Genomic DNA, 24,074 nt, shown 5'->3' on the forward strand with positions numbered 1-24,074 from the left:
CCTGTCGTCAGCCTACGGCCTCGGCGCATCCCGCCGGCACGGCGAGGCGCTCTGTCCCGTTCCCTCCGCTTGCGTCATGCTCTGTTCATGATCGATCGGCGGGCTGCGGCCGGCAGACTCCTGCGCGCGGCCACCTCGGGCGGACCGCCGGTGACGTACACCCTCATCTCGCTGTGCTGTGTGGCCTTCGTGATCAGCCCGCTCTCCGGACTCAACCCGGTGTACGGCACCGGGGACGCCCTGCTCAGCGCTCAGGCGGGGTACTTCGAACGCTGGGGTGTGATCCCGGGCGAACTGTGGGACGGCTCGGCGCACGCCCTGCTCACCCCGCTCACCGCGCTCTTCGTGCACGGCAGCTGGCTGCACCTGCTGGGCAACATGCTGTTCCTGTACGTGTTCGGAGCGATGGCCGAGGAGCGCATGGGGCACACCGAGTTCGCCTGCTTCTACCTCGGCTGCGGCTACCTGGCCCTGCTCGCCTACGCGGCCGCGCACGCCACGTCCGACCAGACGCTCGTCGGCGCGTCGGGGGCGATCTCCGCGGTGCTCGGGGCCTTCCTCTATCTCTTCCCCAGAGCCCGGGTCACCAGCGTGTTCCCGTTCCTGCTCTTCCTGCCGCTGCGCTTCCCGGCCTGGATCGTGCTGATCTTCTGGTTCGTCCTGCAGTGGCTGGCGGCGCAGGGTGCGGGCAGCGGCCCGGGGGTGGCCTACCTCGCCCATGTCGTCGGCTTCGCCACCGGCTTCCTCTACGCCTGGGGGCGCTACCGGCGTGAGGCTAGAGTGAAGTCTCCAGCCACGGCCACCGAGGGAGAAAGCCAGCCGTGATCACCGCGATCGTGCTCATCAAAACCAGCGTGGACCGGATTCCCGAGATCGCCGAGGCCATCGCGGCCCTGGACAGCGTCAGCGAGGTCTTCTCGGTCACCGGTACGTACGACCTGATCGCCATGGTCCGGGTGGCCAAGCACGACGATCTCGCCGATGTCATCCCCGGCCGGATCAGCAAGATCCCCGGTGTCGAGGGAACCGACACCCACGTGGCGTTCCGTACGTACTCGCAGCACGACCTGGAGGCGGCCTTCGCCATCGGTCTGGACGCCTAGACGCCTAGGCGTCAGCACGTGGGGCCGGGTACGGACAGCTGTCCGTACCCGGCCCCACGTGCTGACGGGCCTCAGATCTGCGCCGTGCCCCGGTCCGGGACGCAACGGCCGTCCTCGGTGCGGTACTTCCACTGGGCGCCCTCGCTGACGAGCTCCCCGACGGCCCGCAGGAAACGCTCGATGTGCTCGTCCGGCGTACCGGCGCCGAAGCTGACCCGGATCGCGTTGAGGGACCGCTCACCCGGCTCGGCCTCCGGCGCGCCGCACTCGCCGACGTCCTGCGGGTCGCTGCCGAGCAGGGTGCGCACCAGCGGGTGGGCGCAGAACAGGCCGTCGCGCACCCCGATGCCGTACTCGGCGGAGAGCGCCGCGGCGAAGTGCGAGCTGTTCCAGCCCTCCACCACGAAGGAGATGACGCCGACCCGCGGGGCGTCGTCGCCGAACAGCGAGAGCACCTTGACCTCGGGCACCTCGGCGAGTCCGGCGCGGACCGCGGAGACCAGCTGCTGCTCGCGGGCGACCAGGCTGTCGAATCCGGCCTCGGTGAGCGCCTTGCAGGCGGAGGCGATGGAGTAGACGCCGATGACGTTGGGCGAGCCGGCCTCGTGGCGGGCGGCGGTGGTGTGCCACTCGACGTCCACCCCGCCGTCGGTGCGCCGGGCGACCTTGCGGGAGGCGCCGCCGCCGGCCAGGTAGGGCTCGGCGTCGCGCAGCCAGTCGGAGCGGCCGGCGAGGACGCCCGAGCCGAACGGCGCGTACAGCTTGTGTCCGGAGAAGGCGACCCAGTCGACGTCCAGCTCGGCGATGTCGACGGGGTGGTGCGGGGCGAGCTGGGCGGCGTCCAGCACGATCCGTGCGCCATGGGCGTGCGCGGCGGCGGCGAGCTCCTTGACCGGCCACAGCTCGCCGGTGACGTTGGAGGCGCCGGTGACGCAGACCAGCGCGGGGCCGTAGGGGTCCCGGTCGGCGAGCGCCCGCTCGAGCGTGGCGACGGCCTGGGCCGGGGTGCGCGGGGCGTTCAGGTACGTCACCCGGGCGTCGCGCCAGGGCAGCAGCGAGGCGTGGTGCTCGGTCTCGTACACGAACACCTGGCAGTCGGCGGGCACGGCCGCGGCCAGCAGGTTGAGCGAGTCCGTGGTCGACCGGGTGAAGATCACCTGGTCGTCGGGGCGGCAGCCGAGGAACTCCGCGACGGTGACGCGGCTGGACTCGAAGAGGTCCGTGGAGAGCTGCGAGAGGTATCCGGCACCGCGGTGGACGCTGCCGTAGTACGGGGCGTAGGCGGCGACGTCGTCCCACACCCGCTGCAGGGCCGGGGCGCTGGCGGCGTAGTCCAGCGCGGCGTAGGTGACCTCACCGCCGGTGACCAGCGGAACCGTCACATCCTTGCCCAGAACCGGCAGAGGCGCACAAATGGACTGGTCGGTGGCAGCGGTGAAGACAGACATGGCGAACTCCCGTAACAGGCAGGCGAATTCCGCGTGCCTGCGGATACGCGGCAGCACGGAAGGAAGAAAGAGGGGTGTGCGGAGGAGGGCCGAAAAGCCCTATCGCATTCGCTTGCTCACAAGAGGCTCCCTGAGGACCAGGACCCCACGGGTGGACATCTCACGATGTCGAGGGGTCCGCGCTTGCCGCAGACCTCGCTGCCTGCGGCCTGGTCTTCACCCGGGGCACCCCGCCACGGACGGAGGGTTGCCGGACAGCGGGCCGGGGCCGTAGTCGCTGTCACTCATGACCTGCCCAGCATCTTGCCATACGTACGGAAACACGCAAGGCGCAGTCCGTATGACGGACTGCGCCCTGCCTCACATCCCGTGCGTTCAGGCGTTGCTGGCCACGACCCATCTCTCCAGCGCGCGCCCGGCCGCCCCCGAGTCGATGGACTCGGCGGCCTTCGCCATACCGGCGGTCAGCTGCTCGGTGAGCGTCCCCTCGCCCGGGTCCAGCGCGACCAGCGCCGCCGCCGAGTTGAGCAGGACGGCGTCCCGTACGGGCCCGGTCTCCCCCGCGAGCAGCCGGCGGGCCACATCGGCGTTGTACGAGGCGTCGGCGCCCCGCAGCGCCTCCACCGGCACCAGGTCGAGGCCGACGTCGCGCGGGTCGAAGGCCTCCTCGCGCACCACCCCGTTCCTGGCCACCCAGACGCGGGAGGTCGCGGTGGTGGTCAGCTCGTCCAGACCGTCGTCGCCGCGGAAGACCAGGGCGGAGTTGCCGCGCTCCGCGAGGACACCCGCGACGATGGGGGCCATCCGCAGGTCGGCGACACCGATGGCCTGCGAGCGGACCCTGGCCGGGTTGGTGAGCGGCCCGAGGATGTTGAACGTGGTCGGCGCGCCGAGCTCCGAGCGGGCCTTCGCCGCGTGCCGCAGGGCCGGGTGGAACTTCACCGCGAAGCAGAAGGTGATGCCCGCCTCCTCCGCGACCTCGACGACACGCTGCGCAGGCAGGTCGAGATTGACGCCGAGCTTGCCCAGGACGTCGGAGGAACCGCTGGCCGACGAGGAGGCACGGTTGCCGTGCTTGACGACCTTGGCACCGGCTCCGGCCACGACGATCGCCGACATGGTGGAGATGTTGACCGTCTTGGCCATGTCGCCGCCGGTGCCGACGATGTCGACCGTACGGCCGGGCACCTCGATGGTGGTGGCGTGCTCGTACATCGCACGGACCAGACCGGACACCTCGGTGACGGTCTCGCCCTTCGCGCGGAGCGCCACGGCGAAGCCGGCGATCTGCGCGTCGGTCGCCGCGCCGCTCATGATGCGGTCCATCGCCCACGCGGTGTCGTCGGCGCTCAGGTCCTCGCCGCGCAGCAGCGGGATCAGCACGCCCGGCCAGGAACGGGCCGCCACGCTGTCGCCGCCGACCGGGGTCACAACGTTCATGGTCCACTCCTGGGGTCCACAGCCGATAAAGGGGATGCGACCACCCTATCGAGCCCCGGGGACAGCGAAGAGCCCCGTCCATCGAACGGACGGGGCTCCTGCTGTGGCGATCAGTTCAGGTGATCAGTGGTGGCCGTGGCCGCTGTTGATCTCCTTGTACTCCTCGGCGGTGGGCTTGGCGATCTGGTTGTTCTCGCCGTAGTAGCCCTTGCTGAGCCTGGCCCGCAGCTTCTGCACCGGGGACACCTTGCGCCGGACACCGTTCTCGTCGACCGTCGGGCCGATCTCGACCGGCTTGTACTGCTCGTGCGCGGTGAGCGTGTGCAGCTGCGCCGGTGAGAGCGGCTCGTGGACCTCGACGAACTCACCGTGCGGCAGGCGCTTGATGAGACCGGACTCGCGTCCGTGCAGCACCTTCTCCTTGTCCCGGCGCTGAAGGCCGAGGCAGATCCGCCTGGTCACGATGAACGCGATGACCGGGCCCACGAAGATGAAGATCCGGACGAACCACGAGATGGCGTTCAGCGACAGGTGGAAGTGCGTGGCCCACAGGTCGTTGCCACCGCCGATGAAGACGATGACGTACTCGGTGATCCAGGCGACGCCGAAGGCCGTACGGGTGGGGGTGTTGCGCGGGCGGTCCAGGATGTGGTGCTCGCGCTTGTCCCCGGTGATCCAGGACTCGATGAACGGGTAGACCGCGATGATCGCGAGCACCAGCCCGAAGGCCATCAGCGGGATGAACACACCCAGGACGAGCGTGTGGCCCCAGAGGTTGATCTCCCAGCCGGGCATCACTCGGATCAGACCCTCGGCGAAGCCCATGTACCAGTCGGGCTGTGCGCCGGTGGACACCTGGTCCGGGCGGTACGGGCCGATGGCCCAGATCGGGTTGATCGAGGCGATGCCCGCGATGACGGCGATGACGCCGAAGACCAGGAAGAAGAACCCTCCGGCCTTCGCCATGTACACCGGCAGCAGCGGCATGCCCACGACGTTCTTGTTGGTCCGGCCGGGACCCGCGAACTGCGTGTGCTTGTGGTAGAAGACCAGGATCAGGTGGCCCACCAGCAGCCCGAGCATGATGCCCGGCAGCAGCAGGATGTGGATCGAGTAGAACCGTGCGACGAAGTCGCCGCCCGGGAACTCCCCGCCGAACAGGAACATCGAGATGTACGTACCGACGACCGGCGTGGCCAGGATCGCGCCCTGGGTGAAGCGGACACCCGTACCCGAGAGCAGGTCGTCCGGGAGCGAGTAGCCGGTGAAGCCGGTGAACATGCCGAGGACGAACAGCAGGAAGCCGAACATCCAGTTGATCTCGCGGGGCTTGCGGAACGCGCCCGTGAAGAACACGCGCATCATGTGCACGAACATGCCGGCCAGGAAGATCAGCGCGGCCCAGTGGTGGATCTGCCGGACGAGCAGACCACCGCGGACGTCGAAGCTGATGTCCAGCGTCGAGGCGTAGGCCTCGGACATCCGGATGCCCTGCATGGGCTCGTACGGGCCGTGGTACACGACCTCGTTCATGCTCGGGTGGAAGAACAGCGTCAGATACACACCCGTGAGGATGATGATGATGAAGCTGTAGAGGCAGATCTCACCGAGCATGAAGGACCAGTGGTCCGGGAAGATCTTGCGCATGTTGGCCTTGGCCAGGGAGTAGATCCCGAGCCGGCCGTCCGCCCAGTCGGCAACCTTCTCACCGGCGGGCGCCTTGCGCTTCGTATCGGTCGCAGTACTCATCCGCGCTCCCAGAATGCAGGACCGACGGGCTCTTCGAAGTCACCGAGCGCCTCGAGGTTGCCCTCGCTGTTCACGCCGATCCGCAGCTGCGGAAGAGCGTGACCGGCCGGACCGAAGATGACGCGGGCGCCGTCGGAGAGGTCGAAGGTGGACTGGTGGCACGGGCAGAGCACGTGGTGCGTCTGCTGCTCGTACAGGCTGATCGGGCAGCCGACGTGGGTGCAGATCTTGGAGAAGGCCACGATTCCCTCGTGGGCCCACTCACGCTCGCGCTTGTCCTTGATGTTGTCCGGCTCGATGCGGATGATCATCAGCGCGGCCTTGGCGATCTGCGTCTGGAAGTCGTGCGCGTCCTCCTCCAGGCCCTCGGGCATGGCGAAGGTCAGCGAACCGACGATGACGTCCTCGGGACGCAGCGGCTCCATCGTGTTCATGTTGATGAGCTGCTTGCCCTTGGCCCACAGGGTCGAGCGGAGCTTCTTCTCCGGCAGCGGACCGAGGTCGCGCAGCAGCACCACACCGGCGAGCGGCACCAGGGCCAGCGCGCCGAACATGGTGTTGCGGATGAGCTTGCGCCGGCCGAACGCGGACTCCTCGGCACCTGCCGCGAAGTCGGCGAGAACCTTCGCCTTGACCTCGGGCTCGGCCGCGATCGCGTGCCGCTCGTCGGCGACCTCCACGTCGGACATCAGCGTGCGCGCCCAGTGGACGGCACCCGCGCCGATCGCGAAGAGCGCCACGCCCAGGGTCAGACCCAGGGAGAAGTTGAGCGCGCTCACATGACCGAACGGGAAGATGAAGACGATCTTGTCGACCGGGAAGATGACGTAGGAGGCGATGAAGCCGACCGTCGCCAGCATGGACAGCGTGAACATGAACGCGACCGCGCGCTCGGACCGGTTGGCGGCCCGTTCGTCGATGTCCTGGATGCGCGGCTTGTGGGCCGGCAGCCCCGGGTCGGCGAACGGGTCGTCCGTACCCTCTACCGCGCCGTGCGCGGCGTCCTGCTCTGCGGGCAGGTTCTCTTCTGGAATCTCTTGGCTACTCATGACTTCTTGGCCTTAGCGGTGTGGGCCGCGACCCAGACGGCAACTGCGATCAGTGCGCCGAGCCCGAAGATCCAGCCGAACAGGCCTTCACTGACCGGACCGAGGCCGCCCAGCTTGAGACCGCCGGGGCTCTCCGACTGGGAGCCGTTCACGGTCTGGACGTAGGCGATGATGTCCCGCTTCTGCTGCTCGGGCATCGTCGAGTCCGGGAAGGACGGCATGCTCTGCGGGCCGGTCTGCATGGCCTCGTAGATGTGCTTCGGGTCCACGCCTTCGAGGCTGGGGGCGTACTTGCCCTTCGTCAGGGCACCGCCCTCGCCGGTGAAGTTGTGGCACTGGGCGCAGTTGGTACGGAACAGGTCGCCACCCTTGGCGACGTCCGCGCCCTCAGGGTTGACCTGGCTCTTGGTCGGGACGATCGGACCGGCGCCGAGCGACGCGACGTACGCCGCGAGCTGGTCGATCTCGGCCTGGGAGTAGATGACCTTCTTCTTCGGTACCTGGGCACCCGGCTGCTGCGCCGGCATACGTCCCGTACCGACCTGGAAGTCCACGGCGGCGGAGCCCACGCCGACAAGCTGGGGCCCGTCGGTGGTGCCCTGACCGCCGGTTCCGTGGCAGCTGGCGCAACCGACGGAGTACAGCTTCTTGCCCTCGTCGATGGCGAGGGACTGGGCGGTTTCGTCGGCCTGCGCCTTACTCGCGGGCGCAAACGCGGCGTACAGCCCCCCAGTAGCCGCAAGCGCGAGGAGTAGTACGACGACCGCCGCCAACGGATGGCGTCGTCGTGCGGAGAGCTTTTTCACGGATTACCCCGGTGTCAGGATCTTCTGCGTCGATGAGGTGGGTCGGGTACGAGCCCGGTTACTTGATCATGTAGATCGTGGCGAACAGGCCGATCCACACGACATCGACGAAGTGCCAGTAATAGGACACGACGATGGCTGCGGTCGCCTGTTCATGGGTGAACCTCTTGGCCGCGTATGTCCTGCCCAGAACGAGCAGGAAGGCGATGAGACCGCCTGTCACATGCAGACCGTGGAAGCCCGTGGTCAGGTAGAACACCGAGCCGTACGGATCCGAGGACAGCGAGAGGCCGTCCTTCTTCACCAGCTCCGTGTACTCGAAGACCTGGCCTCCGATGAAGATCGAACCCATCACGAAAGTGATCACGAACCAGGCGCGGAGCTTCTTCACATCGCCCCGCTCGGCGGCGAAGACGCCGAGCTGGCAGGTGAGTGAGGAGAGCACCAGGATCGTGGTGTTCGTCGCCGAGAACGGGAAGTTCAGGGACGACGCCATTTCCTTCCAGTGATCCGGTCCGGTCACCGATCGCAGGGTGAAGTACATCGCGAAGAGGGCCGCGAAGAACATCAGCTCGGAACTCAACCAGATGATGGTTCCGACGCTGGTGAGGTTCGGCCGATTGACCGACGGGTGCGCGTGCCCGGTTTCTACTGTCGTTGCTGTCGCCACGACCGACATTATGTCGGTCGCTTATCCCGCCCTCACTCCGGGGGGTGCCGTTCGGTGTGTCAGAGGGGTGTGTCCTCCCCGAACGGCCCATGGATCCGCTGTCCCGGGCGGTGCTGACAGGCTGTCGGGCGGAGTACGATCCGCGCATCGGTTCATGCCCCGCAAGCCCAGAGCGCCCCGAAGACACAGATGTCACGGAGGAACAATGCAGCCGACCGCCACGGTCCTGGTCTACAGCGACAACGCGCACACCCGTGAGCAGGTGAAGCTGGCAGCCGGGCGCAGGCCCGCCGCGGACGTGCCGCAGGTGGAGTTCCTGGAGTGCGCCACCCTGCCCGCCGTTCTGGACGCGCTGGACCACGGAGGCGTCGACGTCTGCGTGTTGGACGGCGAGACCGCCCCGGCGGGCGGCATGGGTGTCTGCCGGCAGATCAAGGACGAGATCTTCCGCTGCCCGCCGGTCCTGCTGCTCATCGGACGCCCCCAGGACGCCTGGCTGGCCACCTGGAGCCGTGCGGACGCCACGGTGACCCTTCCGGTCGAACCGGTCGAGTTCGCGGACTCCCTGGCCGCCCTGCTGCGCAGCAGGCTCTCCGTCGGAGCCTGAGGGGCCGGCGGGCGGCCTTCCCGTTCGCGTCGGTGCGGCGCGGCGCACTCCCCCGGCCGGTCAGACCTCGGGGCGCAGCCGCGCCGCCCGGACCGTGTCGACGCGGTCTGGCGTGGCGTCGTTGTTCAGCGCGCTGCCCTTCTGCCACTTGGCCCAGGACAGGTTCCAGTCGCCGTAGCCGTTGTCGAACGGCGTCATGGTCTCGCCCTCGCTGCCGACGACGCTGACGATGTCGCCCTCGCGCACGGTGTCGAAGAACCACTCGGCCTCGCTGGTGCTCATGCCCGTGCAGCCGTGGCTGACGTTCGCGTACCCCTGTGATCCCGTGGACCAGGGGGCCGCGTGCACGTACTCGCCGCTCCAGGTCACCCGGGTGGCGTAGTAGACCGGCAGGTCGTAGGAGTCGTCCGAGCCCTCCGCGATGCCGATGGACTCCCCGCGCATACGTACGTAGTACTCCTTGCCCAGCACGACCTTGACGCCGTTGCGGGTGGAGAAGCCGGGCTTTCCGGTGGTGACCGGAATGGTGTTGATCACTTCGCCGTTGCGCTTGACCGTCATGGAGTGCTCCGAGGCGTCGGTGATGGCCTCGATGCGGTCTCCGGTAGTGATCTTCAACGCCTTCGCGGGCGCCCCGTAGAGCGCGTTGGTCACCTTGATGCCCGCCAGGCTGCTGCTGACCTCGATGGTCGCCTTCGCCGGCCAGTACTCCTGCGGCCGGTAGTGCAGCGTCTTGTCGTCGACCCAGTACCAGGAACCCGTCACCGCGGGCGTGGAACGGACCTTGAGCGCACGCTCGACGGTGGCGCGGGCCGCCTTGTCGGCAACCGGGGCGCTGAGTGTCGCCGTGACGGGCTGTCCGACGCCGTAGGTGCCCGCCTGCGGGCCGAAGGCGACCTTCAGGAACTTCTTGGCCGAGGCGGTGTCGAACGAGAGCGTACGGCTGCCCGGAGCGCCGTCGTCGTCCTCCACGCTGACCCTGACGGTGTAGCGGGTCCCCGCGGCGAGCGGGGCGGTGGAGTGCCAGCGGTGCCCGTCGGCGTCGAGTTCGCCCGCCAGGTGGCGTCCTGCGGTGTCCACGGCCGTCACATCGGTGATCCGGCCGTCGTCGCCGTCGACGCTGACTTCGAGGGGCTTGTCCGGGTCGACCTTCTCGCCGCCGTCGGGGGCGTTGGAGGAGATCTCGTCCGCCGCGTCGTACGGCTTCGCCGAGAGCGGATGGCTGTCGGACTCCCCACAGGCTGTCGCCCCTGCGACCAGGGTCACGACCAGCAGAGTGCAGCTCACTACGGGACGGATGCGCGGCGTGTGGTTCATGAACCCACGCTAAGAAGATTCATCCGATTCAGCGCGCGGGGTGACTGCAAACGGGGGGCCCGCACTTCTCGTGGAAGTGCGGGCCCCCCGTCGGGTGGAGCGGTGTCACGGGTGGAGCGGTGTCACTGGGTGCGGTTCTCACCGCGGTAGTACTCGAAGACCCAGCCGAACAGACCGATCAGGAGGACCGGGAGCGAGAAGTAGAGCAGCCACCAGCCGAAGACGACTCCCATGAAGGCGAGAATGCCGCCGACGGCCAGCGAGAGCGGCTGCCAGCTGTGCGGGGAGAAGAACCCCACCTCGCCGGCCTCGTCCGCCACATCGGCTTCCTTGTTGTCCTGCGCCAGCGCGTCGACCCGCCGGGCCGTGAAGGCCAGGTAGAAGCCGATCATGACGCTCAGCCCGAAGGCCAGGACGAGCGCGGTGGTGCCGACCGGCTCCTTGGACCACACGCCGTACGTGATGGCCATGACGAGGATGAACAACGCCAGACCGAGGAACATCTTGCCCTGGATCTTCACTTGCCCGTCTCCTTGCCGCCGGCGAGCGCCTTGTCACTCTCGGAGAGGTGATCCAGCTGCTCGAGCGCCGTGATCTCCGGGTGGTGCAGGTCGAACGCCGGGGATTCGGAACGGATCCGGGGCAGCGTGAGGAAGTTGTGCCGCGGCGGCGGGCAGGAGGTCGCCCACTCCAGCGAACGGCCGTAACCCCACGGGTCGTCGACCTCGACCTTCTTGCCGTACTTCGCGGTCTTCCACACGTTGTAGAAGAACGGCAGCATCGACAGGCCGAGCAGGAACGAGGAGATCGTCGAGATCGTGTTCAGCGCCGTGAACCCGTCCGCGGCGAGGTAGTCCGCGTAACGACGCGGCATGCCCTCCGCGCCCAGCCAGTGCTGCACCAGGAACGTGCCGTGGAAGCCCACGAACAGCGTCCAGAAGGTGATCTTCCCGAGCCGCTCGTCCAGCATCTTGCCGGTGAACTTCGGCCACCAGAAGTGGAATCCGGAGAACATCGCGAACACCACGGTGCCGAAGACGACGTAGTGGAAGTGCGCGACCACGAAGTACGAGTCCGAGACGTGGAAGTCCATCGGCGGCGACGCCAGGATCACACCGGTCAGACCACCGAAGGTGAAGGTGATCAGGAAGCCGACGGCCCAGAGCATCGGTGTCTCGAAGGACAGCGAGCCCTTCCACATCGTGCCGATCCAGTTGAAGAACTTCACCCCGGTGGGTACCGCGATGAGGAACGTCATGAAGGAGAAGAACGGCAGCAGTACGCCGCCGGTGACGTACATGTGGTGCGCCCACACGGTCACCGAGAGGCCGGCGATGGAGATCGTCGCGGCCACCAGGCCGATGTATCCGAACATCGGCTTGCGGCTGAATACCGGGATCACTTCGGAAATGATCCCGAAGAAGGGCAAAGCGATGATGTACACCTCTGGATGGCCGAAGAACCAGAAGAGGTGTTGCCAGAGCAATGCGCCGCCGTTGGCCGCGTCGAAGATATGCGCACCGAATTTTCGGTCCGCCTCCAGCGCGAAGAGCGCGGCCGCCAGCACCGGGAAGGCCAGCAGGACCAGGACACCGGTCAGCAGGACGTTCCAGACGAAGATCGGCATGCGGAACATCGTCATGCCGGGCGCGCGCATGCAGATGATCGTGGTGATGAAGTTGACCGAACCCAGGATCGTGCCGAAGCCGGAGAAGGCCAGACCCATGATCCACATGTCGGCGCCGATACCCGGCGAGCGGACCGCGTCCGACAGCGGGGAGTAGGCGAACCAGCCGAAGTCGGCCGCACCCTGCGGGGTGAGGAAGCCGGCCACCGCGAGGATGGAGCCGAAGAGGTACAGCCAGTACGCGAACATGTTCAGCCGCGGGAACGCCACATCGGGCGCGCCGATCTGCAGCGGCATGATCCAGTTCGCGAATCCGGCGAACAGCGGCGTCGCGAACATCAGCAGCATGATCGTGCCGTGCATCGTGAACGCCTGGTTGAACTGCTCGTTCGACATGATCTGCGTGCCGGGCCGGGCCAGTTCGGCGCGCATGAAGAGCGCCATCAGACCGCCGATGCAGAAGAACGCGAACGATGTGACCAGGTACATCGTGCCGATCGTCTTGTGGTCAGTGGTGGTCAGCCACTTGATGACGACGTTGCCCGGCTGCTTGCGCCGGACCGGCAGCTCGTCCTCGTACGAGTCGTCTGCTGCCGCGGCACCCTGAGGTTCGTTGAGGATGCTCACAGTTTGTTCGTCTCCGCATTCCTGGCCGGGTCAGTCTGCTCGATACCGGCCGGCACGTAGCCCGTCTGGCCCTTCTTCGCCAGCTCCTCCAGGTGCGCCTGATAGCGCTCCGGGGAGACGACCTTGACGTTGAAGAGCATCCGGGAGTGGTCGACGCCGCAGAGCTCGGCGCACTTGCCCATGAAGGTGCCCTCCTGATTGGGAGTCACCTCGAAGGCGTTGGTGTGGCCCGGAATGACGTCCTGCTTCATGAGGAACGGCACCACCCAGAAGGAGTGGATGACGTCACGCGAAGTGAGGACGAAGCGGACCTTCTCACCCTTGGGCAGCCACAGGGTCGGCCCGGGGTTGCCGTTCTGCGGGTTGCGGTCCCCGGGGATGCCGACGTCGTAGACGCCGTCCGCACCCTTGGGGAAGTCCTCGCGGAACCTGTCCGGGATGGCGTCGAGTTCCTTGGGGATCTCGTTGCCCGTGGTGGCGTCGCCATCCACGTTCTCGATGTAGTTGAAGCCCCAGCTCCACTGGTAGCCGACCACGTTGATGGTGTGGGCCGGCTTCGGGGAGAGCGAAAGGAGCTTCGTCTCGTCGCGCGCGGTGAAGTAGAACAACACCGAGACGATGATCAGAGGGACCACGGTGTACAGCGCCTCGATGGGCATGTTGTACCGGGTCTGCGGAGGTACCTCCACCTTGGTGCGGCTGCGCCGGTGGAAGATGACGCTCCAGATGATCAGTCCCCAGACAAGGACACCCGTGGCGAGCGCTGCCGCCCACGAGCCCTGCCAGAGGGAAAGGATCCGAGGAGCCTCTTCCGTTACCGGTGTGGGCATACCGAGGCGGGGAAAATCCTGCCAGTTGTATGAACAACCGGAGGCCGTCGCCAGGACCAGGCCCGCAGTCAGCACCTGCGGCAGCTTCCGCCGCATCGGGCGCCGCGACAAGCGGTCGGAGCCGTTGGGACTCACGTAGCGCCTTCCCGAGAGTCTCGCCCGCACGGTCGGCGCGCCCGTCTCGCTGGTCGGTCGCCGGCCCTGACGCGGGCAGGGGTTTGGATGTTTATGCGGACCAAACCCTACTGGACGCTATTTGGGGTCGCGCGGGGAGGGTGCCCAACGCGCCGTCCGACTCCCCGAAGGGGTGGAATGCGCTCCTCCGGCCGCTATCTGACGCCCCCTCTCCCGGGCCTTCCGGCAGCCGGTCCCCGACCACGGTCCGGGCCGGGCTAGCGTGGCCGGGTGCCCTACTTCGACGCCGCATCCGCCGCTCCCCTCCACCCCGTCGCACGTCAGGCGCTGCTTGCCGCGCTGGACGAGGGCTGGGCCGACCCGGCCAGGCTCTACCGGGAGGGGCGGCGGGCCCGGCTGCTGCTGGACGCGGCCAGGGAGGCGGCCGCGGAAGCCGTCGGATGCCGCCCCGACGAGCTCACCTTCACCTCTTCGGGCACCCGTGCGGTGCACTCCGGAATTTCCGGAGCCCTTGCCGGGCGTCGGCGTGTCGGCCGCCATCTGGTGGTGTCGGCGGTCGAGCACTCCTCGGTGCTCCATTCGGCCGCCGCGCACGAGAGCGGCGGCGGATCGGCGGTGGAGGTGCCGGTGGACCGCTCGGGCGCGGTGAGCCCGCAGGTCTTCGCGCAGGCGCTGCGCGAGGACACCGCACTGGCCTGCCTGCAGTCCGCCAACCACGAGGTCGGCACCGAGCAGCCGGTGGCCGAGGTGGCCGGGCTCTGCCGGGCCGCCGGGGTGCCGTTGCTGGTGGACGCCGCGCAGTCACTGGGGTGGGGGCCGGTGCCGGACGGCTGGTCGCTGCTGACGGGCAGCGCCCACAAGTGGGGCGGACCGGCCGGGGTCGGGCTGCTCGCGGTGCGCAAGGGCGTACGGTTCGCGGCCCAGGGACCGGCCGACGAGCGGGAGTCGGGGCGGGCCCCGGGCTTCGAGAACCTTCCCGCGATCGTGGCCGCGGCGGCGTCCCTGCGCGCGGTCCGGGCGGAGGCGGCCGCGGAGTCGGTACGGCTGCGGGCGCTGGTGGACCGGATCAGGACCGGGGTGGCCGCGCTGGTGCCCGACGTGGAGGTGGTCGGCGATCCGGTGCGGCGGCTGCCGCATCTGGTGACCTTCTCCTGTCTCTATGTCGACGGCGAGACGCTGCTCCATGAGCTCGACCGGGCCGGATTCTCCGTTTCGTCCGGTTCATCCTGTACGAGCAGCACCCTGACGCCGAGCCATGTGCTCAAGGCGATGGGGGTGCTGTCGGAGGGCAATGTCCGCGTGTCGCTGCCGTCGGGCACCACCCGCGAGGACGTCGACCGCTTCCTGTCGGTGCTGCCCGGCCTGGTGTCCGGGGTACGGGAGAAGCTGGGCGCGCCGGCCGCGGCCGCCCCCTCCCTCTCGTCCAAGGCCTCACTGGTCGTCGACGCGCTGGGGAAGCGCTGCCCGGTCCCGGTGATCGAACTCGCAAAGGTGATCGGAGAGGTACCCGTGGGCGGGACGGTGACCGTGCTGTCCGACGACGCGGCGGCTCGGCTCGATATTCCGGCCTGGTGTGCGATGCGCGAGCAGGAGTACGTGGGTGAGGAGCCGGCGGACCGGGGCTCGGCCTATGTGGTCCGCCGGCTGTCCTGACTACGCGAGGTGCGCGCGCACCTCGGCGGCGGCCTCGTGGCCGTACGCCTTGGTGAAGCGGTCCATGAAGCGGGTGCGGCGCAGGGTGTACTCCTGGGTGCCGACCGTCTCGATGACCAGGGTGGCGAGCATGCAGCCGACCTGGGCGGCGCGCTCCAGGCCGACGCCCCAGGAGAGGCCGGAGAGGAATCCGGCACGGAAGGCGTCGCCGACACCGGTCGGGTCGGCCTTGGTCTCCTCCTCGGGGCAGCCGACCTCGATCGGCTCCTCGCCGACGCGCTCGATCCGCACGCCCTGGGCGCCGAGGGTGGTGACCCGGTGGCCGACCTTGGCCAGGATCTCGGCGTCGGTCCAGCCGGTCTTGGACTCGATGAGCCCCTTCTCGTACTCGTTGGAGAAGAGGTAGGTGGCGCCGTCGAGGAGGATGCGGATCTCGTCGCCGTCCATCCGGGCGATCTGCTGCGAGAAGTCCGCGGCGAACGGGATCCCGCGCGAGCGGCACTCCTCGGTGTGGCGGAGCATTCCCTCCGGGTCGTCGGCGCCGATGGAGACGAGGTCGAGGCCGCCCACGCGGTCGGCGACGGCCTTCAGCTCGATCAGCCGGGCCTCGCTCATGGCGCCGGTGTAGAAGGAGCCGATCTGGTTGTGGTCGGAGTCCGTCGTGCAGACGAAGCGGGCGGTGTGCAGGACCTCGGAGATCCGCACCGACCCGGTGTCGACGCCGTGGCGGTCGAGCCAGGCCCGGTACTCGTCGAAGTCGGAGCCCGCGGCGCCGACCAGGATCGGTGCGGTGCCGAGCAGTCCCATACCGAAGCAGATGTTGGCGGCGACACCTCCCCTGCGTACGTCCAGGTTGTCGACCAGGAAGGAGAGCGAGACCGTGTGCAGCTGATCGGCGACCAGCTGGTCGGCGAATCGGCCGGGGAAGGTCATGAGGTGGTCGGTGGCGATGGAGCCGGTGACTGCGATACGCACGGGGAGACTGCTCCTGCGGAGGTCGAGGGGAACGGCTGTCCGCGTTCCCGGGTCGGCGTGACAGTTCACGCTACCCGTTCCCCCGGTGACCCGAACGGGAAAAACTACCCGATAGTAGGTCTTTCTTCCTGGGCGCAGCGGTGCCTACGGTGCGGATATGTCGAACCACATCGCCCCGCACGAGTCCGAGACCGGTCTGGCCGAGCTGCGCGGAGACTGCGCACGGATGGCTCCGCACTGGGTGGTACCCGCGAAGATCGCGCCCACCCCTGTCGCACCGTCCCTGATCCACGGCGTGACCGTGCCGCCCGCCTCGGCCCGGCTGATCGACGCCATGTCGGAGTACGGCGACTGAGACCGGCTCTCCGGTCGCAACTGCCGCCCCGCGGGGAACCGTGTGCCCCTTCGCCCCGTCCCACCGGTGTCCGCACCCGCGGGACGGGCGATATGCCGGCCCGGCATATGACGGCAATGCAGGCGAAGGAGCGATCCGGTGAGCACCGAACGACCCGACAACGATGTGACCGGTCACCGGCGGCGTTCGCCGCTCGCCGTGGCCTCGGTGGCGGCGGCCGTACTGCTGGCCGGTGGCGGCGGCGCGTACTGGGCCGTCGCGGCGGACGGCGACAGCTCGGAGAGCGCGGCCGGCAGCGGCGGGCACACTCCCCCGCTGCTCGCCCTGGACGAGACGGGCGGCCCCGCGACGCCGGAGCCCCGGCCGTCGGCCCCGGCGCAGGGCATCGCGCCGGGCGAGCCCGATCCCCACGGCGGCCGGATCGTCTACCGCGCGTCCGGTGCGCTGCCGGACGGCCCGGACAGGGCCGCCGTCCAGCAGGCGAACGGAACGGTCTCCGCGGCCGCGGTGACCAGGCTGGCGAAGGCGCTGGGGCTGCAGGGCACCCCGCAGTCCGAGGCGACGTTCTGGAAGGTGGGCTCCGACGGCGACGGTTCGGGACCGTTGCTGCGGGTGGAGAAGCAGGCCCCGGGGACCTGGACGTTCGCCCGGTACGGCTCCGGCGGGACGGACAACTGCGAGAGCGAGACGGTCTGTTCGAGCAAGCACGTGGATCCGGGCGGCTCCGGCTCCCCGGTGAGCGAGAAGGCCGCGAAGGCCGCCGCCGCACCCGTACTGAAGGCGGCCGGACAGGACGACGCCGCCCTGGACGCGCGCCAGCTGATGGGCTCGGCCCGGGTGGTGAACGCCGATCCCGTGGTGGACGGACTGCCGACGTACGGCTGGGCGACCGGGATCCAGGTGGGCCCCGACGGTGAAGTGATCGGTGGCGGCGGGCAGTTGAAGGCCCTGGAGAAGGGCGCCGACTATCCCGTGATCGGCGCGGCCGAGGCACTGAAGCGGCTGAACGCCGCCCAGCCGCCGGCCGGCGGACGGAACACCGGCGGATGCGCCACTCCCGCTCCGCTCGGCAACGGCAACGGCAACGGCAACGGCAACGGCAAGAAGTCGCCCGGCGTCAGCTGCGGGGCACGGACCGGCGCGGATCCGACGACCGTGACGGTCGACGGGGCCGTCTTCGGCCTGGCCACCCGGTACGTGGACGGAAAGCAGCTGCTCGTACCGTCCTGGATCTTCTCGGTCCGGCCGGCCGCGGGCGGTACGGGCTCCACGGTGGCCCAGGTCGCCGTGGATCCGAAGTACCTGGCGAAGCCCCCGGCACAGAAGACCCCGGACGACGGCGGAACGACGACGGCCGTGCGCACGATCCTGTCCTACAGCGCCGAGGGCCGGACGCTCTCGGTGACGTTCTGGGGCGGCGCGTGCAGTACGTACACGGCGAGCGCGAGCGAGGACGGCGGCACGGTGCGGGTGACCGTGAAGGAGTCGACGCCGGACGCGAAGAAGATGTGCATCAAGATCGCCAAGGAGCTGACCCGGACGGTCACGCTGGATCAGCCGCTGGGTGAGCGCAAGGTCCTCGACGCGGCGTCGGGCAGCGCGGTGCCGCGCGCCTGACACGACGCGCACACGACAACGGCGGCGGCCCCGGGATCGGAATCCCGGGGCCGCCGCCGTACCGCTGCCGCTGCTACCGCATGCGTACCTTGAGCCGAGGCTCTAGCTGAAGGAGTCGCCGCAGGCGCAGGAACCCGTGGCGTTCGGGTTGTCGATCGTGAAGCCCTGCTTCTCGATGGTGTCGACGAAGTCGACGGAGGCGCCGCCCAGGTACGGGGCGCTCATGCGGTCGGTGACAACCTTCACACCGTCGAAGTCCTTCACGACGTCGCCGTCCAGCGAACGCTCGTCGAAGAAGAGCTGGTAGCGCAGGCCCGAGCAGCCGCCGGGCTGGACGGCGACGCGAAGCGCCAGGTCGTCGCGGCCTTCCTGCTCCAGCAGGCCCTTGACCTTGGCTGCGGCGGCGTCGGACAGGAGGATGCCGTCGCTCACGGTGGTGGTCTCGTCCGATACGGACATCTGCTTCTCTCCCGGGTTGTACGGAGACTGCTTGCCGACGTTGCAACCGTCGAGGCCGCGGATTCATTCCGGGCCGGGCGCTTGCCTGTTCCATTCATGCTCGCACACCGGTCCCGCAGGCGGATGCGTCACATCGACGCTATCGGCATCGTCAAAGTGACGTGAAGCGGATATGATAGATAGCGTCAATTAGACGAAAAGGCTTCCCCCGCAGAGAAGAAAGGGTGCGTGACGTGACCACGGCCCACCCCGTCCAGGAACTCGACGTCCAGCCGACTCCCCTCGCCCTGCTCCTGCTCGGCCGCGACGCCGACCCCAGGAGCGAGCGCGGCGTCGAATGCCCCGGTGACCTGCCCTCCCCGTCCGACCCGGACCTGGTGGAGCGCGCCCGCGCGGCGAAGGAGAAGCTGGGCGAGAAGGTCTTCGTCCTCGGGCACCACTACCAGCGCGACGAGGTCATCCAGTTCGCGGATGTGACCGGTGACTCGTTCAAGCTCGCCCGTGACGCGGCGGCGCGTCCGGAGGCCGAGTACATCGTCTTCTGCGGTGTGCACTTCATGGCCGAGTCCGCGGACATCCTGACCACCGAGGACCAGAAGGTCGTGCTGCCCGACCTGGCGGCCGGCTGCTCGATGGCCGACATGGCCACCGCCGAGCAGGTCGCCGAGTGCTGGGACGTACTGACCGAGGCCGGGGTCGCCGAGCAGGTCGTGCCCGTCTCGTACATGAACTCCTCCGCCGACATCAAGGCCTTCACCGGCCGCCACGGCGGCACGATCTGCACCTCGTCGAACGCGAAGCGGGCCCTGGAGTGGGCCTTCGAGCAGGGCGAGAAGGTGCTGTTCCTCCCCGACCAGCACCTGGGCCGCAACACGGCCGTTCGGGACATGGGGATGACCCTGGAGGACTGCGTCCTCTACAACCCGCACAAGCCCAACGGCGGCCTCACCGCCGAGGAGCTGCGCAACGCGAAGATGATCCTGTGGCGCGGGCACTGCTCGGTGCACGGGCGCTTCTCGGTGGAGTCCGTCAACGACGTGCGCGCGCGCATACCGGGCGTCAACGTGCTGGTGCACCCGGAGTGCAAGCACGAGGTCGTGGCGGCGGCGGACTACGTCGGCTCGACGGAGTACATCATCAAGGCCCTGGAGGCCGCCCCGGCCGGTTCCAAGTGGGCGATCGGCACCGAGCTGAACCTGGTGCAGCGCCTGGCGAACCGCTTCGCGGCCGAGGACAAGGAGATCGTCTTCCTCGACAAGACGGTGTGCTTCTGCTCGACCATGAACCGGATCGACCTGCCGCACCTGGTGTGGACGCTGGAGTCGCTGGCCGAGGGCACGCTCGTCAACCGGATCGAGGTCGACCCGGAGACGGAGAAGTACGCCAAGCTGGCGCTGGAGCGGATGCTGGCGCTGCCGTAGGGGCCCGCCTCACGGGGACAGGAACCGGACACGGCCGACTGGTTGCCGGGTCCTGTCCCCGGGCCGCCGGGCCGCCCGCTCAGGCCCCGCCGGTACGGGCCCGGCGGGCCGTTGCGCAAGCCCCGGTTTCCTCGTCCTGCGCAGGCGTGAAGGCGATCGCCGGCCGCGCGCCCCGGCTCACCGCGATGCGCAAGGCGTCCTGCAACGACTCCGCGAGCCGCACCCCGGCGAACCGCAGCTCACGCGCCCCTGTGGCGGCATCCGCCAGCAGTGCCCGCGCCCGGTCAGGACGTACTCGGCCGAGTCGAGCAGGTCCGCCTCCACCTCGTCGGCCGGCCGCGACATCCGGCTGCCCGGGTCGTCGGTGCTCAAGTAACCATGCGTGAGCAACTGGCCTCGCTGCTGGGGCAGGTGGATACTCCGGACAGTAAAGTTCAGGTGATGCCGTTCAGCGCGGGGCTCCACTCGCTCCTGGGTGGCGCGCTGACTCTGCTCACTCTCTCCGACGGCACCTCGGTGACGTACGAGGAGGGCATTCAGGCCGGTCATCTCTACGAGGATCCGGCCGCGGTGAAGAAGTGGCGGCGGCAGTACGAGGTACTGCGCGCCAACTCCCTCTCCTTGGCCGAGTCGGCGGAACTGATCCGGACCGCGATGGAGGGCTACCGACCATGCCCCACTCCCCCGAGCTGAGCACCGCCCACTGGCGCAGCAGCAGCCACAGCAATTCCAACGGGGGCGAATGCGTCGAGATCAGCGACGACTTCCCCGGCATCGTCCCCGTACGTGACAGCAAGAACCCTGCCGGTCCGGCGCTCGTCGTCCGGGCCACGGCCTGGAGTGACTTCGTCACCTCCCTCAAGTAGGGCGCGGAAACAGCGGAACGGCCTGTCCCACGCGTGAGCGCGGGACAGGCCGTTCCTCGTACCGGGCGGGCCGTCAGGCCTTCGCGGGCTCCGGCTCCTCGGAGGAGGTGGTCTCCTCCGAGGCGGCCGGGGCCGGAATCCCGGCCTTCTGGGCCCGCTTCGCGGCCTTCTTCTTCGCGCGGCGCTCCTTGCGCAGCTCCACCATCGCGTACAGCGTCGGCACCAGGAGCAGCGTCAGCAGCGTCGAGGTGACCAGACCGCCGATGACCACCACGGCCAGCGGCTGCGAGATGAAGCCGCCCTCGCCGGTGACGCCGAGCGCCATCGGCAGGAGGGCGAAGATCGTCGCCAGGGCCGTCATCAGGATCGGGCGCAGACGGTGGCGGCCGCCCTCGACGACTGCCTCGACGACGCCCATGCCCTGTGCGCGGTACTGGTTGATCAGGTCGATCAGCACGATCGCGTTGGTCACCACGATGCCGATCAGCATCAGCATGCCGATCATCGCCGGAACGCCCATCGGGGTGCCCGTGATGACGAGCAGTCCGATCGCTCCGGTCGCCGCGAACGGGATGGAGACCAGCAGGATCAGCGGCTGGATGAGCGACCGGAAGGTGGCGACCAGCAGCATGAAGACGATTGCGATGGCCGCCAGCATGGCCAGCCCCAGCTTCACGAACGCGTCGTCCTGGTCCTGGGAGACACCGCCGATGCTGGCGGTGGCACCGTCCGGGAGGTCCAGGGCGTTGATCTTCGTCTGGAGCGAGGCGCTGACCGCGCCGGTGTTGTCACCGGTGGGCTTGGCGGTGATGGTCGCGGCGCGCTGGCCGTCGATCCGGGTCATCGAGACCGGTCCGGGGACCAGCTTCACATCGGCGATCGAGCCGAGCTTGACCGGGCCGAGCGGAAGGTTCTTCAGCTCTTCCATCGTGGTGGCCGGGTGGGCGGACTTGATGACGACGTCCCGCTCGGTGTCGTCCATGATCGCCTTGCCGGACGGGGTGCCGCGCACCGCACCGGCGACGGCCGCGCCCAGCGTGGCCTGGCTGAAGCCCGCGTCGGCGGCCTTGGCGTTGGCCTTGACCGAGATCCGCGGGATGCTCTGCGCCAGGTCGCTCTGGACGTCGGTGACGTCCTTGAGCTCGGCCACCTCGGCGCGCACCTCTTCGGACGCCTTCTTCAGGGTGTCCGCGTCGGCGGCCTTGACCACGACGCTCAGGTCCTGGCTGCCGAAGCCGTCGCCCGCGGCGATGGTGGTGTCACCGATGCCGTCGAGCTTGCCCAGCGCCTCGTCGATGCGCTCCTGGGTGGCGTCGAAGTCCGCCGAGTCCTTCAGCGTGACCTGGTAGGAGGCCTGGTTGGCGCCCGTGCCGCCGCCGAAGGCCGCCATGAAGCCGGACGAGCCGACCGTGACCTGGTAGTCCTTGACGCCCTCGTCGCCGGCGAGGATCTTCTCGACCTTCCTGGCCGCCTCGTCGGCGGCCGCCAGGCTGGTGCCCGGGGTGAGCTCCTGCTTGATGGACAGGACTTCCTGCTCGCCCTGGTCGAAGAAGTTGGTCTTGAGCAGCGGCGCCATGCCGAAGGTGCCGAACAGCACCGCGACGGCGATGACGATGCTGGTGATGCGGCGGCGGGTGGCGAAGCGCAGCACCGGGACGTAGAGCCGCTGGAGCCGGCTGCGGGCTTCCTTCTCCTCGGCCTCGCGACGGGCCTTGTCCGGGTCCTCGGCGCTGCCCTTGGGGGCGCGCAGGAACCAGTACGACAGGACGGGCACGACGGTCAGCGAGACCAGCAGGGACGCCAGCAGAGCCGCGGTGACGGTCAGCGAGAACGAGCCGAAGAGCTCGCCGACCATGCCGCCGACCAGGCCGATGGGCAGGAAGACGGCGACCGTGGTGAGGGTCGAGGAGGTGACCGCTCCGGCCACTTCCTTCACCGCGGTGATGATCGCGGACTGACGCTCCTCGCCGTAGCCGAGGTGCCGCTTGATGTTCTCCAGGACGACGATCGAGTCGTCGACGACGCGTCCGATCGCGATGGTGAGCGCGCCCAGGGTGAGCATGTTGAGCGACAGGTCGCGGGTCCAGAGCACGATCAGTGCGAGGACCACGGACAGCGGGATGGAGACCGCGGTGACCAGGGTCGAGCGCAGCGAGGCCAGGAAGACCAGGATCACGATGACCGCGAAGAGCAGGCCGAGCGCGCCCTCGGTGGTCAGGCCGGAGATCGCCTTGGAGACGGCGGGGCCCTGGTCGGACACGACGGTCAGTTCGGCGCCGGCGCCGAGGTCCTTGCGCAGGTCCGGGAGCTTGTCCTTGACGGCGTCCGAGATGGCGACGGCGCTGCCGTCCTTGTCCATCGTCGCCACGACGGCGAGGCTGGGCTTGCCGTTCGTACGGGTGATGGAGACCGCGGTGGAGGGCTCCTGCTTCACCGTCGCGATGTCACCGACCCGGACCGGCTTGCCGGGCTTGCCCGTCGCCGGGTTCTGGCCGGAGACCCGCAGGTCCTCGATCTGCTTCACGGAGGTGAAGGCGCCGCCGACCTGGACGGTGCGGCTCTTGCCCGACTCGGAGAACGAGCCCGCCGGGACGGTCGCGCCGCCGGCCTGGAGCGCCTGGGCGAGCGAGCCGGCGTTCAGTCCGGCCGCCGCGAGCTTCTTGTCGTCGGGGGTGACGGATACCTGGACGTCCTGCACACCGTCGACGGTGACCTGGCCGACGCCGTCGATGTCCTCCAGCGCGGGGACGACGGTGCGGTCCAGCTGGTCGGCGAGCGCCTGCTGGTCCTTGTCGGAGGTGACGGCGAGGACGACGGTCGGGATGTCGTCGGTCGAGCCGGCGATGACCTGCGGGTCGACGTCGTCGGGCAGCTGGACGCGGGCGCGGTTCACCGCCTGCTGGATGTCGGCGACGAGCTGCTTGGTGCCCTCGTCACCGAAGTCGAAGGACGCCATGATGACGGCGTTGCCCTCGCTGGCGGTCGAGGTGACGCCGGTGACGCCGTCGACGGACTTGATCGAATTCTCGAGCGGTTCGACGACCTGCTTCTCGACCACATCGGGGGACGCGCCCTGATAGGGAGCGAGCACCGACACCATCGGGAGCTCGATGGTGGGCAGCAGCTGCTGCTTGAGCTGCGGGATCGCAATCGCTCCGAAGACAAGCGCGACGATCGAGATCAGCCCGATCAGGGCCCTTTGCGCGAGGCTGAATCTGGACAGCCAGGACATGGGTGAGGTCTCTCTTCTGTGGCTTACGCGGCAGGTGGGCGGGTAACTCGGGGACAGACCCGGCCCACTTATACGATCACCCATCGCC

At 68.8% G+C, this 24,074-nt stretch carries 21 protein-coding genes, 2 pseudogenes and 1 riboswitch; of the genes and pseudogenes, 9 read left to right on the forward strand and 14 right to left on the reverse strand.

The genetic code is table 11. The features are described 5' to 3' along the window. Nucleotides 1–87: 87 nt before the first annotated feature. Together OG782_RS09575 and OG782_RS09580 are read left to right on the forward strand one after the other, a co-directional pair. Nucleotides 88–825: a rhomboid family intramembrane serine protease gene (locus tag OG782_RS09575; protein ID WP_406449282.1), complete on the forward strand. Its 738-nt coding sequence runs from the start codon at nt 88–90 to the stop codon at nt 823–825. Continuing rightward, nucleotides 822–1,103: an Lrp/AsnC family transcriptional regulator gene (locus OG782_RS09580; protein ID WP_007451244.1), complete on the forward strand. Its 282-nt coding sequence runs from the start codon at nt 822–824 to the stop codon at nt 1,101–1,103. Before OG782_RS09575 ends, OG782_RS09580 begins: the two co-directional genes overlap by 4 nt. 71 nt (nt 1,104–1,174) lie before the next feature. Here the strand turns inward: OG782_RS09580 and OG782_RS09585 are convergent, their stop codons facing one another. The 6 genes from OG782_RS09585 to OG782_RS09610 all read right to left on the reverse strand — a co-directional run bounded on the left by OG782_RS09585 (nt 1,175) and on the right by OG782_RS09610 (nt 8,274). Next, on the reverse strand, nt 1,175–2,551 hold the full coding sequence (locus OG782_RS09585) for an aminotransferase class V-fold PLP-dependent enzyme (protein WP_406449285.1): 1,377 nt from the start codon (nt 2,549–2,551) through the stop codon (nt 1,175–1,177). A 174-nt stretch (nt 2,552–2,725) separates the two neighbouring features. After that, nucleotides 2,726–2,843: riboswitch (SAM riboswitch) on the reverse strand. Nucleotides 2,844–2,926: 83 nt separating this feature from the next. Beyond that, the gene (trpD, locus tag OG782_RS09590) at nt 2,927–3,991 is read right to left on the reverse strand and encodes an anthranilate phosphoribosyltransferase (RefSeq protein WP_406449287.1); all 1,065 of its coding nucleotides are present in this window, start codon (nt 3,989–3,991) and stop codon (nt 2,927–2,929) included. A gap of 123 nt (nt 3,992–4,114) precedes the next feature. Beyond that, nucleotides 4,115–5,740: a cytochrome bc complex cytochrome b subunit gene (locus OG782_RS09595; protein ID WP_406449289.1), complete on the reverse strand. Its 1,626-nt coding sequence runs from the start codon at nt 5,738–5,740 to the stop codon at nt 4,115–4,117. Then, nucleotides 5,737–6,789 carry a Rieske 2Fe-2S domain-containing protein gene (locus OG782_RS09600; RefSeq protein WP_406449291.1) on the reverse strand — a complete coding sequence of 351 codons (1,053 nt, stop codon included), beginning with the start codon at nt 6,787–6,789 and terminating at the stop codon, nt 5,737–5,739. The genes OG782_RS09595 and OG782_RS09600 overlap by 4 nt, the downstream gene beginning before the upstream one ends. Continuing rightward, nucleotides 6,786–7,595, reverse strand: a complete 810-nt coding sequence (locus tag OG782_RS09605; protein ID WP_406449293.1) for a c-type cytochrome — start codon at nt 7,593–7,595, stop codon at nt 6,786–6,788. Before OG782_RS09605 ends, OG782_RS09600 begins: the two co-directional genes overlap by 4 nt. Before the next feature lie 58 nt (nt 7,596–7,653). Further along, the gene (locus tag OG782_RS09610; RefSeq protein WP_406449295.1) at nt 7,654–8,274 is read right to left on the reverse strand and encodes a heme-copper oxidase subunit III; all 621 of its coding nucleotides are present in this window, start codon (nt 8,272–8,274) and stop codon (nt 7,654–7,656) included. A gap of 196 nt (nt 8,275–8,470) precedes the next feature. Between OG782_RS09610 and OG782_RS09615 the strand changes: the two genes are divergently transcribed. Further along, nucleotides 8,471–8,872: a hypothetical protein gene (locus tag OG782_RS09615; RefSeq protein WP_406449297.1), complete on the forward strand. Its 402-nt coding sequence runs from the start codon at nt 8,471–8,473 to the stop codon at nt 8,870–8,872. Nucleotides 8,873–8,932: 60 nt separating this feature from the next. Here OG782_RS09615 and OG782_RS09620 read toward each other — a convergent pair whose 3' ends face one another. The 4 genes from OG782_RS09620 to coxB all read right to left on the reverse strand — a co-directional run bounded on the left by OG782_RS09620 (nt 8,933) and on the right by coxB (nt 13,408). Next, nucleotides 8,933–10,189 (reverse strand): Ig-like domain-containing protein, encoded by a 1,257-nt coding sequence (locus tag OG782_RS09620; protein ID WP_406449299.1) that lies wholly within the window; start codon nt 10,187–10,189, stop codon nt 8,933–8,935. Between the two features lie 122 nt (nt 10,190–10,311). After that, nucleotides 10,312–10,710: a cytochrome c oxidase subunit 4 gene (locus tag OG782_RS09625; protein ID WP_406449301.1), complete on the reverse strand. Its 399-nt coding sequence runs from the start codon at nt 10,708–10,710 to the stop codon at nt 10,312–10,314. Next, complete coding sequence (ctaD, locus tag OG782_RS09630) at nt 10,707–12,443, reverse strand: cytochrome c oxidase subunit I (RefSeq protein WP_406449303.1); 1,737 nt, start codon at nt 12,441–12,443, stop codon at nt 10,707–10,709. The genes OG782_RS09625 and ctaD overlap by 4 nt, the downstream gene beginning before the upstream one ends. Continuing rightward, nucleotides 12,440–13,408 (reverse strand): cytochrome c oxidase subunit II, encoded by a 969-nt coding sequence (coxB, locus tag OG782_RS09635; RefSeq protein WP_406449305.1) that lies wholly within the window; start codon nt 13,406–13,408, stop codon nt 12,440–12,442. The genes ctaD and coxB overlap by 4 nt, the downstream gene beginning before the upstream one ends. 270 nt (nt 13,409–13,678) lie before the next feature. Here coxB and OG782_RS09640 point away from each other — a divergent pair, with 270 nt between their 5' ends. Continuing rightward, complete coding sequence (locus tag OG782_RS09640; RefSeq protein WP_406449307.1) at nt 13,679–15,061, forward strand: cysteine desulfurase/sulfurtransferase TusA family protein; 1,383 nt, start codon at nt 13,679–13,681, stop codon at nt 15,059–15,061. Here OG782_RS09640 and OG782_RS09645 read toward each other — a convergent pair whose 3' ends face one another. Further along, nucleotides 15,062–16,036, reverse strand: coding sequence for a carbohydrate kinase family protein (locus tag OG782_RS09645; RefSeq protein ID WP_406449309.1), 975 nt, complete (start codon nt 16,034–16,036; stop codon nt 15,062–15,064). A 157-nt stretch (nt 16,037–16,193) separates the two neighbouring features. Here OG782_RS09645 and OG782_RS09650 point away from each other — a divergent pair, with 157 nt between their 5' ends. Together OG782_RS09650 and OG782_RS09655 are read left to right on the forward strand one after the other, a co-directional pair. Further along, entirely contained in the window at nt 16,194–16,391 is a 198-nt protein-coding gene (locus OG782_RS09650; RefSeq protein ID WP_406449311.1) for a hypothetical protein, read from the forward strand. Nucleotides 16,392–16,529: 138 nt separating this feature from the next. Further along, entirely contained in the window at nt 16,530–18,008 is a 1,479-nt protein-coding gene (locus OG782_RS09655; RefSeq protein WP_406449313.1) for a hypothetical protein, read from the forward strand. 102 nt (nt 18,009–18,110) lie between these two features. On the opposite strand, the gene OG782_RS09660 is transcribed toward OG782_RS09655, so the two are convergent. Continuing rightward, nucleotides 18,111–18,467: an iron-sulfur cluster assembly accessory protein gene (locus OG782_RS09660; RefSeq protein ID WP_030970782.1), complete on the reverse strand. Its 357-nt coding sequence runs from the start codon at nt 18,465–18,467 to the stop codon at nt 18,111–18,113. A 224-nt stretch (nt 18,468–18,691) separates the two neighbouring features. Here OG782_RS09660 and nadA point away from each other — a divergent pair, with 224 nt between their 5' ends. Further along, nucleotides 18,692–19,888: a quinolinate synthase NadA gene (gene nadA / locus OG782_RS09665; protein WP_406449315.1), complete on the forward strand. Its 1,197-nt coding sequence runs from the start codon at nt 18,692–18,694 to the stop codon at nt 19,886–19,888. 79 nt (nt 19,889–19,967) lie between these two features. Here the strand turns inward: nadA and OG782_RS09670 are convergent. Next, nucleotides 19,968–20,305: pseudogene (locus tag OG782_RS09670) on the reverse strand (hypothetical protein). On the opposite strand from OG782_RS09670, the pseudogene OG782_RS09675 reads away from it, so the two are divergent. Both OG782_RS09675 and OG782_RS09680 read left to right on the forward strand, forming a co-directional pair. Further along, a pseudogene (locus tag OG782_RS09675) lies at nt 20,267–20,581 on the forward strand (Scr1 family TA system antitoxin-like transcriptional regulator); the annotation flags it as partial. The pseudogenes OG782_RS09670 and OG782_RS09675 overlap by 39 nt on opposite strands. Beyond that, nucleotides 20,560–20,754, forward strand: coding sequence for a DUF397 domain-containing protein (locus OG782_RS09680; RefSeq protein WP_406449317.1), 195 nt, complete (start codon nt 20,560–20,562; stop codon nt 20,752–20,754). The pseudogene OG782_RS09675 and the gene OG782_RS09680, both read left to right, overlap by 22 nt. Before the next feature lie 73 nt (nt 20,755–20,827). On the opposite strand, the gene OG782_RS09685 is transcribed toward OG782_RS09680, so the two are convergent. After that, a complete protein-coding gene (locus OG782_RS09685; protein ID WP_406449319.1) occupies nt 20,828–23,986 on the reverse strand; it encodes an efflux RND transporter permease subunit in 3,159 nt (1,052 codons plus the stop codon). Nucleotides 23,987–24,074 lie beyond the last annotated feature (88 nt).

Source organism: Streptomyces sp. NBC_00876 (assembly GCF_045207435.1).
Classification (GTDB): domain Bacteria; phylum Actinomycetota; class Actinomycetes; order Streptomycetales; family Streptomycetaceae; genus Streptomyces.